The sequence below is a fragment of the Paenibacillus alginolyticus DSM 5050 = NBRC 15375 genome, from assembly GCF_000422905.1.
GTDB lineage: Bacteria > Bacillota > Bacilli > Paenibacillales > NBRC-103111 > Paenibacillus_E > Paenibacillus_E alginolyticus.
In genome coordinates this window covers 60,835-71,532 of the sequence record NZ_AUGY01000041.1, presented here as the reverse complement: position 1 = coordinate 71,532, position 10,698 = coordinate 60,835, and the positions used below count along the sequence as shown (strand labels likewise).

Below are 10,698 nucleotides of genomic sequence, written 5' to 3'. Positions count from 1 at the left end.
AAATGGTTGTTGAAGTCTACCCTCAAGGAAAGATTGTGATTGTGCTTGATAATGCCCGTATTCATCATGCCAAGTTGCTCCAACCTTTTTTGGAGGACCATAGCGAGCGTCTTGAACTCGTATTCTTACCTCCTTATAGTCCAGAGTTGAACTTGGTCGAAGGACTTTGGAAATGGTTGAAGTCTGATGTCATTAATAACGTGTTTTTTCATTCCGTCACCGAGATCCGCAAGAAAGTTGCTGGATTTATGGAAAACATAGCTCTCAATGCTCAAACGGTCATTGATCGTCTCTGTCTTCGCTTGGAAAGCGATCATTTCCCTGAACAATTTTAGTTCAACTTATATAGATAAATAAGTTTTCTGGTTTTTTCTGCTTTTGCATACTCTTGAATCTGCGTCTCCATACCATGAACTAAATTGGAACTCGAGGTTAGTTTGATTTCAACCAATGTTCTATCTTCGTAACTAGTTTCGAACTTAAAGTCAACTGGCCCTCTACCGCTATCAGTTTCAGCACTAATTCCAATATTGAAAGCATTGCAGTAGCTATCAGCAACGCAGAAGAATGCTCGTTGAACTATCTTCTCATTTCTTGGTTTACCATCTGCATATAGAAGTTCATTTACTTTATTGTTCTCTACCAAGTCTTTGAATTTGTTACAAATACTTTTGGCAACTCTATAAGAAGAAACATCCTTTGCTTTTAATTCAATGGGGAATTCCTCGGGCAAGCTGTTAGCAATTTTTGCAGCCAGATAATCCCCTCTACTATCAGTTTCAAAGTCATATTTATCAATTGATGCTATACGATACCGCTCAATTATTTCAGATAGTATATTGGGAGTCTTAATAAAAAGATCTCTCATAAAATCTTTCTTCATCCCTACTGCAAGCTTGCCCCAACGTTTCCCAATGGTTACATTAACCTCATTACGTATTGCTTCGATCTCTGAACAAACTCTATCAATATCTTCCCAGTCCCTAGCGATTGGCAGTTCATGCAAAATATCTGTCGGCAATAATAATAAAGGCTCCCCTTTATATGGATTCACCAACAAATCATCTTTGAACTCACATTTCGGATATCGCTTCTTTGTTATCTGTAACTCTTTATTGATTCTAAGAGTGTATGCCACGATCTCTTCTTTAATAATACAAGCTATCATGTCACTCAAACGGTCAGGACCTACACCACGTTCAAACAACCCTACAAGGTGAAATATCTCTGGGTCACTAACCCCAGCATCAATTATTTGTTTTGCATCACCTATAATTTGATCTCGTAGTTTCCCTCCCATACCCGATCCTGTTTTACTATTTGAATATCCGAGACAAATACCATTAACTTCAGGGAAATTAAACATACTTATTGCCGTTCTGTACATCTTATCGTTTGGCTTCGTTGACACTCCTAATAATCGACCTATTTGTTCAAATCTCATGTTTACTTTCTCATAGGCTCCAACAAATTCAGGGGTCTCAGTAACCTTTAACCTTTTAATGTTAATAAAATAATTAGAATCCAAGTCTAATATAGGATCAAAGACCTCTAGTTTATCTAGCTTGTTACCCAACCTAAGATAACTTGAAAGTAAATTCAACATAACTTACAACCTCCGCATTTTATCCTGTTTCATCCCTGTGGCCATATATGCAACTTAGCTACGCCTAAATATCGCTTTTTTCATAGAAAGTTATTTTTATTGTCAACTCGGGTGCTTACTCTTTGTCACCACTTAAGCCTCCCTATCAACAGATCTAGGTTCTTTCTAGGCCTCCCCTTCTTCTATATCCTAAATAGTGACGATTAATATCAGGATGCAATCGTGTTTCTTTCACTTCCACCAATTCATAAATAGCCACATCTGCTAAATAACGCATTAGGATTACTTCATCTTTATGCTTCCATATAGTAAACTCTGGTGAGTTACTTTTTGGAGTGGTGATTATGAGCTCATTGTCTTGGTAATATAGATGTACTGGGAATTTTGTTTTATTTTCACGAAAAATTTTACCTTTCTTCTGTAAAAATGAATTACTTGGAAGCAACGGAATTGTTAGACTTCGCCTTCACGACTTGTAGCAGATCTTTATAGGCATCCGCCAATGCTATTCTTTAAGCTCTTGTACTCTCCGTCATGACTAGGTACCCCCCCATGACTTTTGAACTATGTTATTTACATTATTCGTCATCGAAATTCCTTATCCTTCCTTTAATGTGAATCTTCTCTCAAAAGAAAAACATCCCCTTTGGGATGCTAAGTAAAAGCATTATCTTTTTCGCCTATGCAATCAAATGCAATCAAATGCAATCAAATGGAGCTTCATCTTGAATACACCGAGCTCCTCTTATTTGGCACTTCGAGTGTGTTCAAACTGATCTCTTCCTACCTGAATATCTCAAAAAAATCTCCGTCTTGAATACACCCTTCAATCCCTTATAATTCAATAAGGTTTGATATAACGTATCAGCGCCATGCAAATGTCTTGCCTCCAACCCTGGGAGACCGCAGGGATTTCCGACCCCTGTACCCCGTCACTCAGTTTAAGCTTTCCCTTGGCTTTCCAGCCAAAGATTGAATAATTGTGGAATAACAACAGCTCGTACAAGGTTGAATGAACAGTTCGCGGTCTTGACGAGCTTGCTTATTATCGAACCTCTAAGATCGTTCAAATCATGTTCAACTCAAGGGCAAAGCACCTTGTAGTAACCATCTCCAATCCGCTCGTAATCATTATAAACAATTGCGTGGTGCCGCTTAACGTTAATACAACATCTGGAAACGATATGTGTCCTGATCGTCGATTCTGCGTAGATCGTATTGTTACTCTTCATGTGCTCAATCACTTCCTTAGGTGTAAATCTATTATCACCCTTGGCTTTTATAATTGATCTTGTTGCCAGAAATAACGCATCCCTACAACTCCCCTTACTCAATCTGCATCACCCCTGTATTATTTTCCCTATCGTATCATGAACTGCCTTCTTAAGAATAGTAAGTGGCTATTGTGTTTGATTGTTGTGTGTCAGTAGAGTTCACGAATTCATTTCCGCATTGACCATCCATTGTTTTCAATTTTTGGACAGGCTACAATCGGTTCAAGAGGTGAGAGCAATGTTAAAAGCAGAAATACTCAAACAAGCCCAGGCAATGGAGATAGTAATTAGCGAGAATATATTTGAACGTTATTTTGAATATGGTTTGATCGTCAGTGATAAGACTGGACAAGGCTATGTTCGCGGAGTAAAAACCCAATACCATGTACGGAGTATGGAAGCAATTGAGCTGATTGATACGCTTAAATCCAGCAGGATGTTTAAGCATCAGAAGGACTACATATTCATCTTGTACTGGAAAGGCTTCCCCATCCAATGGTACAAGCTTAAAGCTAGAATCATCGAATTCCATACGAGCATTATGAGTAATTTCAAGGACATCGCCGACTACACAGCCAATCCTGATTATAGAGAAATCATTGATGACATCGCTGCCGACGAAGCAGACAAAGCACCTAAAGCAATTGGACGGCCCACCAGCCAATCACGTGAAGTTCAAAAGATGGAAGCCCAGGAAAAAGCCAAGAGATACATTCTCGTGAGTAAGCTCATCTCTGGTTTATTCAACAATGGAACCATCTCCCAGGATGTGTTCCACTCTTTTAACCAAGGAACCAATATTGAGTCAGCATTCATGGATGATTCCATTCTGGTTCATGCAAATAACTGGCTCCAAATGAAGACATGGCGGGATGCCGTCAAACGATCCGAAGAGGAGGACTACCAAGAAACCTATGAGCTTATAGCATTGCTAAAGCAGTATTGGTCAGACTTGGTAGGAAATTACGGGGACTTCTACGACGTCCCACTCATCGGCGGATTCGTAAAGAAGCTAGAAGAGGATTTTCATATCAAGGTCTTCTCCGACCGACCATGGTTCTACAGGTTCGTTACCTTGATCTTGATCAGCGGCGGTTTCCGTCAGCAGCTTCTGAAGTTCTTATCCACTTCAGAAAATAGAAAAAGCTGGAACCAATTAATTGCCGCAATACCTTCTCTACTCACTGATACTTCGGGAGAGGAGGTGACACTCAATGGGTAACATCGGAATCGCACTTGGCGGCGGAAAAGCTTTCTCTGCCCCTGCTTGGTTTATCTTACTTATCATCGGATTTGCAGTAATAGGAATCAACCACGCCATTAAGAAAGTTAAGAACTGATGTATCAGAAACCGCACAGAGCACCTATCCCGCAAAGAGGAAGGTGCTTTTTTCGTAGGGATTTCAGAATATCTATGGACACTAATTTCTAATACCGATACAAAGACTCTAATTATATTAATACATGGTGCTTTTAAACTCTGAGTATGTATAGCATGAGAGACTTGCTCGGATTCATCGTCATAGTAACCAAAATAGCTTGATACAGCACATTTGTAATACGAGACCGCCTATAGAATGAAAAAGAGAGAGCCCAAAAGCGTGCTCTCTCACAATTCATATGAAGGTGAGGGGAGTATTGAAATGTCTATTTAATTGTCTAACGAAGCCTAACCAACGATGACAACCTTAGCGGTACATTTCAATGCCGTGCTCCCTCCGCTTACGCTCCAGTCCGCGCGGGCGAACCCTGGAGGGGTTCAACTCCCTAACTTCACCACGCAAATACAAAAAACACCCCACAGGGTGTCTTTTGTATTTGTATGGAGGTGAGCCGTGGCTGTATAAATCCACAATTCGCCGCCGCGTGATGCTTAGGATGTTTGGAGAGGTTGCGTAATTTCTGGGGGAGCAATACTCTACAATCGTGTACCTTTCCACATGAGATATTTAATGTAGTAAAAGAAGGCACTACCGCTAAAGCCACAAAGGTAACGATTCGCAGTACGAACAAAAAGTCCCCCCCTGAAATCAATTGCCCATATTATACCTTAAGAAACTGGCATATATACCAAGCACTTTATACCGATTTGGTGTGCCCGCAGGCCGGAAATTTGCTGTAACCCCAAAATGCCTTGCCTTCCTTACCCTTCCATTGAACCATCAGTGCCCCGCAAACGCAGACAACAGCGGTACCTGAGGCCACTTGGGAACGGCATTCGCACTAATCATACCCTTTGTCTTTCTCCTCTTTTAACTCGACACTTCCCCCAGCTTTCAGCTTCTGCTCGACGAGACTCCGTGCATCTGCCTTCTTTGAATCACATACAGGATCTTATTGAAATTAATTCATTATCTCGTCTATATCCGCATCTTCCGGCAAATCATTCACACAATTGTCACACAAATATTCTTGAAAAAATTCTTCTTCATAAAACGCTACTTGCCTTGCAATAGTCATTTTCCCTTGCAATTTACACCGATCACAATATTTATTGCGTTTCTTATTCTTCGATTCAATCCTTGGGTAGGATACATAAGGTTCGATTTCTTTAATTTCCAGTAATTCAACAGTACTGATTACGCTAGTTCCAAAATCATATACATATATTAGTTGATCACCAGTTTTTACTCCAAGATTATTTATCTTTACTCTTGAGCCTTCTCCTCCTCCACCGGGTTCTATATCACCATAGCTTTGAGCACTCCAAATCTTACCTTTATAAAACGCGCTTAAATGATCATGACGATCATAATTGAATGTCTCTCTGATCAGTTGGTCTAAGTCTCCGAGCGTTTGATTATCTAAAATTTCAATAATCCTCCAAAATGCCCTTGATTTCAAGGTAACCTTGAATTTATAAACCTTGTTCATAAGTGCTCTCCCATTGCGAATAAATTCTTAAGATTTTTGTCTTTGAATATCCTTTGTAGATATATTAGTTAACGTAAAGTAGATCTAGCATTGCCACATTCCAACGAAAGCTACAGTACCGTCCTAAGCGTCACTATGATGCAACTGACGGTACTGACGCAATTAATGGCAAGACGCTTGGTTTGGACTAGACCGTGACGAACCCCTGTCCAGCCCCTTGAGTTGTGTTTTGCATTGACACGGGTTCGATAAACCGAGCAGTGGTCAAGCAAATCATTTCGCCGCGTCGTATAAATTCCAGATACACGTCCAATTTTACCCTGAAATCTTTGTGAATATCAAATGTTGTGGATATGTTTATATCCTCACAGAAAGTTATGCACAACAAAGCTTTGGCGATTGTGTGCATTGTGTATAAACCTGTGGATAGTTATTCTTTAAACATACCCAACAACATTGATTGGACTCATCTTTTTGTCGCAAATTATATTGCACTAAGAAAACGGGGGCTCTTCTTAGGAGTCCTCCTAGATCTGACCCGCAACAACCAAAATAGCGTCAGTACCGTCAAAAGCGTCACTATGGCGCAACTGACAGTACTGACGCTATTAATGGTAAAACGCTAGGTTTGGACTTGGAGCGTTGCGAACCCCTTTCCGAAAAACCATATTGAACCCCTTTCCAGATACGCAATTGTGGTTTTAAAGGGACAAGGGTTCTAGAAACTGAGCCGTGGCTTAGCAATAGGATGGTAAATAACTCTTGCACTTTTTTCAACTTTTCAACAAGCCAAACCTCCGACCGTATTCATCCAAACCATACAGTGGCCACTCCTTGTAATTCTCCAAAGGATAATGTGATCTAAGAGAGTGAAATTGTCTCCAAATAATTGGCAACACCGTTTCCGGACCTTTAAATCCGAGTAGCAAACATAAAACAGAACGTATATATGGGTTTGGCGCTTCTGTCGCCAGCTTTTCAATCTCATGAAGAGGAAACTCAGAGCATTGATGAAGATACTGAATACCTTGTTCAATCAGAACATCATCTTCCGTGTTCCATAACTTCTCTATTAATGCAGGCGTAACCTGAGCCTCGTATTCACTCAGACGGGAAATGAGTAAATCATAATTAATATTATCCAAGCCTCTACCCAGCATTTGCAATAGTTGGATTGGATTCTGTTCCATACGTATTTGTTTTGCCTCTTCTTCACCCCTACTTGTGATTGACCTTGTTAGATTTGAGGCAATTTGGGTTAACTCGGGCGTCACCAATCTTGCGTGCATTAGCATGGCAGCTGAGAATTGACTTATAGGATAGTAATAGAATAACCACTCATTCACCACTGGGTTATTGATATCCTCGAAAATGTGCCTTCGTTCGTTCTCTGACTTATTCATGCAGCATTTCTTATATTTCAATCCGCTTCCGCAAAAGCATGAATCGTTTCTCCCTATCACATGCAGGGATTTGGGTTTTACATTCAACATATTTTCTTTACCTTTCATTTCATAAGCGAGTTCATTATTTAATCATATAAATTATAGTGACTTTTCTACCAGCACTTCTTCGCTTGTGTGCGCAGGAGCTTTACAAGCAAGAGAAAGAGCAAACGCATAATAGCATCGTTCCATTTGACTCAGTCATTTTGGGTGATTGGTTCGTAAAGTCTATGCTGGGCTTCGAATACAACCCACTCATCGGGAAATTTTTCTCGTACTTCTTCCCGTCGCATACCCACTCACCCCAGCAAAAACATTTACTATCAATATAACATAAAAAAATAACCCGACTGGAAAATTCTTTCAGGTCAGGTCTAAATTCTTATTACTCAAAGTACACATAACACATCCATGTCGAACCCCTGTCCTAAATAAAAAGTTGTGGTTTTATCCGGACAAGGGTTCAAGTAACTGAGCCGTGGCAGTACAAATCCACAATTCGCCGTCGCGTGATGCTTAGGATGTTTGGGGCGGTGGCCTAAGAATACACTGATTTCAAGCATCATCAAAGGCTCAGGAATGTTCACAAGCATTAAAACTAAACAGTTTTTACTACCAAACCTCTACAACTGGTTTATTTACAGCTTCACCTCTAGAAACAAATGATAGTTGGTATTTGTATAGATAGTCTAAGATATCCTTCTCTGTAATATCGAGATAATTATCCCAATCTGAAGGCATTAAGCATACGTGGCTTCGCATAATAGCTTCTAACTCCGGAAATACATCTGGATTCTCTTGAATTGCAAGTTGGTATATTTCCTCCAAGCATATCAGTTTAATCTCTTGCGATTCCTCATATTGCAATTGATTTTGAAACATAATTGTTCCCCCTTCGGCTGTTATGATAATGAAATATCTCATAATTTCCTATAAATTTCGAGATAAGCATATCATAAGCCAGACAGTATCTTTAGTTTAGCGGCTGGATTTCTTCACCAGTTTTATATTGGGCTTCAGATCCAAATCCCTACGAAGGTCAGTTACTTCATTCGTAAGAGTTTCAAGTTGAACGTTGACTTTAGAGGCAACTATTAGCGCACCTTCCGTTACATAGTTTTTCTTAAGATTATCAACTCCACCCAAATCCCCGACTTCTTGTAAGAGTCCAGCAGTAGGAGACAGCCTTTTAGGCATTCCATCATTGCGGAACTTTTCCCTGCTATACCTATCCATTCTCTCAACCTCCAGGAACTATTTTTTCTCTGCTTCTTTTCTAATTGTACCGATAAGTTTGTCACTACGAGTATCTCTACCATCAGTATTTCTAATGGTCCCTGGGGGTAAACCATGCTTTTTCTCAAAGGTTCCCACCGTGCAGTCGCTTCTTGTTTTCCTACTCATTATTTCTCTCCCTGACCCAAAATATGTATTCTCAGAACTACATCCTTTTCAATTGCTTCACGCTCGAAGCAATCGTTTGTACAGCTACTATAATCCCTAACACTAGCCCCGCTGCCTTCACGACTTTCCCCATGTCTCATCCCTCCTTATTCTTGAATAAATCTGAAACTATCCATCCGACAAGCCCAGCGATTAAAAGAGCAAGAAGAACATTTGGAACAGAGGACCCATTCTCGATGTTTCGAATAGTTTCTCTACTCACGTTAGCGCGACGCGCTAGTTCTTCCTGTGACAACCCTACATTTGCCCTCGCCTCAGCGAGTTTCGATACATACTTGGGTTCCAACAATTACCACCCCTTACTTGTTGTAAGCATACCATACTTGTCCAATTGATGACAAGTATTCTTGGCAAATTATTCTTTGCAAAGTAAAGTTGTCGACTAGAGTTTTATAACAGAATGTAGAAAACCACAAAATTAATAAATGAATTCGTGTAAGAGGATATTTGGATAGACGGATCTCCCATTTTCATGGTCGCACTGTCCCCAGTAGCAACCAAAAAAAGCGTCAGTACCGTCAAAAGCGTCCACATGACGCAATTAACGATACTGACGCAATTAATGATAAATCAGGAAGCATTCTTTAAACGTAACTGACCATACCGGCGGTTTTTCTAATGTTTCTCTTGCCTATTTCTCCACAATGTAGTCTTTCTCATTGTAAAAACGATTTAATTGTTTCTGACCTTCAGTAAACCGCTGATTTGTAAACGTCAGTTCTTTTTCATGTATTAGAATCTCTTTGTTTTGATCAAGGGTCCAATTCTCAAATATCCATGAAACCTCGTCACTTGAATTTGTGTATGATACTGATTGGTAACTCCCTTCACCAGCTGACTTTATGTACCCTCTAAAAATACCAAATCCATCGTTCCCCTTCTCATTTTTAATAACTTTGAGCTGACCTTCTTTAACAAACCAGTAGTTAATCAAGCTTCCACTAGAGGCTTGGCACGATGAAAAGGCTAATAAGTCAGGGTTGCCTTTTACAATAAAAACTTCTTTTCCATCATAATTAAACTGACGCTCTCCTAGGTCAAAAAAGTGAACGTCCGTTGTTCCTTTCTTTACTAAAGCGGCGGAATAGTTTCCACTATAAATTCTGTCCCCTTTCATGGCACATGCCCATGTGTAATCATTAATTTTAATCTTCTCTGATTCAGCATATATGTACAGTTCATACGACGTCTTTTTCCCAGCATCAGAGATATCAAACTTAAAAACATTTTTCTTCTTAGCAAACTCTAATTTCTTTTGTGCTTCCTCGTTTTCAGCTTTCCGTTTCAAAGTATCACTGATTAAAGACTTTGCTTCATCAGAACCTGCTAAGTTTTGAGCATTTTCAAAGTGTTTGAGGGCCTCATCAAAATTCTTATCTTGTAAAAGCTTTTTTCCCGTATCGACTTCTTTTGCACTTTTTGAGTTTTTCAATAGCTTTTCAAGTTGCTCAGCCTCTTTCTTTAAAGCTTCATCCTCTATAACGACTTTTTGTACTTCTGCTATGGTTTGTATTGATTTGTCCCATTCCTGAGATTTGAAGAGGCCTTCATATTCATTAATTGCGTTAGTGACTTTTGCTTTAATTGATTCCATTCGAGCTTCTTTAGCTTGAGCTAGAAGATCCTTTGCCTCTTTTTCATTTGGTTCTTGCTCTGTGGCTTTACTAAGAACTTGTATTGCTTTTTCATATTCTTGAACCCCTAATGCTTCTTTTCCTACTTTGATGCTTTCCTTGTACTCCTGAGAAGTGCAACCTATTAATACTAGGAAGATAGCCAGAGTAATAAATCGGATGTTATTCATTAATTCTTCCCTCATTTCACAAGAATGTCCGGCTTCATAAGACCGCAAGAAAACACCGTAACTTTACAAACCACGCATTCCCAAATGATACATTTTCTATGAATGTGAAATTCTACATAAAAAGCCATAATCCTGCACCATTTTCTAGAAATCATGTGACCATCCTCCTACTAAGTAGGACTTTCTCCTTATTTTCGAGGGGATTTCTTAAAATTTTATTTATAGCCCCCA

The 10,698-nt window shown here is 39.6% G+C and carries 11 protein-coding genes; 3 read left to right on the top strand and 8 right to left on the bottom strand.

The features are described 5' to 3' along the window. Nucleotides 1–335 (top strand): IS630 family transposase (locus tag G519_RS51630; RefSeq protein WP_029196044.1); only part of this gene is annotated, 335 nt, incomplete at its 5' end. On the opposite strand, the gene G519_RS43630 is transcribed toward G519_RS51630, so the two are convergent. Together G519_RS43630 and G519_RS53905 are read right to left on the bottom strand one after the other, a co-directional pair. Then, nucleotides 332–1,606 carry a hypothetical protein gene (locus G519_RS43630; RefSeq protein ID WP_051253504.1) on the bottom strand — a complete coding sequence of 425 codons (1,275 nt, stop codon included), beginning with the start codon at nucleotides 1,604–1,606 and terminating at the stop codon, nucleotides 332–334. The two genes, G519_RS51630 and G519_RS43630, sit on opposite strands and share 4 nt — an antisense overlap. A 1,082-nt stretch (nucleotides 1,607–2,688) precedes the next feature. Then, entirely contained in the window at nucleotides 2,689–2,940 is a 252-nt protein-coding gene (locus G519_RS53905) for a DUF7669 domain-containing protein (RefSeq protein ID WP_438861822.1), read from the bottom strand. A gap of 178 nt (nucleotides 2,941–3,118) precedes the next feature. On the opposite strand from G519_RS53905, the gene G519_RS0118935 reads away from it, so the two are divergent. Continuing rightward, nucleotides 3,119–4,102, top strand: coding sequence for a hypothetical protein (locus G519_RS0118935; protein ID WP_029196043.1), 984 nt, complete (start codon nucleotides 3,119–3,121; stop codon nucleotides 4,100–4,102). Beyond that, nucleotides 4,095–4,220 carry a hypothetical protein gene (locus G519_RS53025; protein WP_268633522.1) on the top strand — a complete coding sequence of 42 codons (126 nt, stop codon included), beginning with the start codon at nucleotides 4,095–4,097 and terminating at the stop codon, nucleotides 4,218–4,220. Before G519_RS0118935 ends, G519_RS53025 begins: the two co-directional genes overlap by 8 nt. Before the next feature lie 1,003 nt (nucleotides 4,221–5,223). On the opposite strand, the gene G519_RS0118925 is transcribed toward G519_RS53025, so the two are convergent. The 6 genes from G519_RS0118925 to G519_RS0118890 all read right to left on the bottom strand — a co-directional run bounded on the left by G519_RS0118925 (nucleotide 5,224) and on the right by G519_RS0118890 (nucleotide 10,467). Then, a complete protein-coding gene (locus G519_RS0118925) occupies nucleotides 5,224–5,754 on the bottom strand; it encodes an IS1096 element passenger TnpR family protein (RefSeq protein ID WP_029196042.1) in 531 nt (176 codons plus the stop codon). A gap of 773 nt (nucleotides 5,755–6,527) precedes the next feature. Beyond that, the gene (locus tag G519_RS0118920) at nucleotides 6,528–7,265 is read right to left on the bottom strand and encodes a YecA family protein (RefSeq protein ID WP_167683253.1); all 738 of its coding nucleotides are present in this window, start codon (nucleotides 7,263–7,265) and stop codon (nucleotides 6,528–6,530) included. 546 nt (nucleotides 7,266–7,811) lie between these two features. Then, nucleotides 7,812–8,081 carry a hypothetical protein gene (locus tag G519_RS0118915; RefSeq protein WP_029196040.1) on the bottom strand — a complete coding sequence of 90 codons (270 nt, stop codon included), beginning with the start codon at nucleotides 8,079–8,081 and terminating at the stop codon, nucleotides 7,812–7,814. A gap of 96 nt (nucleotides 8,082–8,177) precedes the next feature. Further along, entirely contained in the window at nucleotides 8,178–8,435 is a 258-nt protein-coding gene (locus G519_RS0118910; RefSeq protein ID WP_029196039.1) for a hypothetical protein, read from the bottom strand. Nucleotides 8,436–8,739: 304 nt separating this feature from the next. Further along, nucleotides 8,740–8,949: a helix-turn-helix transcriptional regulator gene (locus G519_RS53575; protein WP_036633396.1), complete on the bottom strand. Its 210-nt coding sequence runs from the start codon at nucleotides 8,947–8,949 to the stop codon at nucleotides 8,740–8,742. Between the two features lie 345 nt (nucleotides 8,950–9,294). Beyond that, nucleotides 9,295–10,467, bottom strand: a complete 1,173-nt coding sequence (locus tag G519_RS0118890; protein ID WP_029196037.1) for a hypothetical protein — start codon at nucleotides 10,465–10,467, stop codon at nucleotides 9,295–9,297. Nucleotides 10,468–10,698: the final 231 nt, after the last annotated feature.

Excerpts from the sequence above, each read along its gene's own strand:
- G519_RS43630 (WP_051253504.1), bottom strand. The coding sequence starts at position 1,606 with ATGTTGAATTTACTTTCAAGTTATCTTAGGTTGGGTAACAAGCTAGAT.
- G519_RS0118935 (WP_029196043.1), top strand. The coding sequence starts at position 3,119 with ATGTTAAAAGCAGAAATACTCAAACAAGCCCAGGCAATGGAGATAGTA.
- G519_RS53025 (WP_268633522.1), top strand. The coding sequence starts at position 4,095 with ATGGGTAACATCGGAATCGCACTTGGCGGCGGAAAAGCTTTCTCTGCC.
- G519_RS0118925 (WP_029196042.1), bottom strand. The coding sequence starts at position 5,754 with ATGAACAAGGTTTATAAATTCAAGGTTACCTTGAAATCAAGGGCATTT.
- G519_RS0118920 (WP_167683253.1), bottom strand. The coding sequence starts at position 7,265 with ATGAAAGGTAAAGAAAATATGTTGAATGTAAAACCCAAATCCCTGCAT.
- G519_RS0118915 (WP_029196040.1), bottom strand. The coding sequence starts at position 8,081 with ATGTTTCAAAATCAATTGCAATATGAGGAATCGCAAGAGATTAAACTG.
- G519_RS0118910 (WP_029196039.1), bottom strand. The coding sequence starts at position 8,435 with ATGGATAGGTATAGCAGGGAAAAGTTCCGCAATGATGGAATGCCTAAA.
- G519_RS0118890 (WP_029196037.1), bottom strand. The coding sequence starts at position 10,467 with ATGAATAACATCCGATTTATTACTCTGGCTATCTTCCTAGTATTAATA.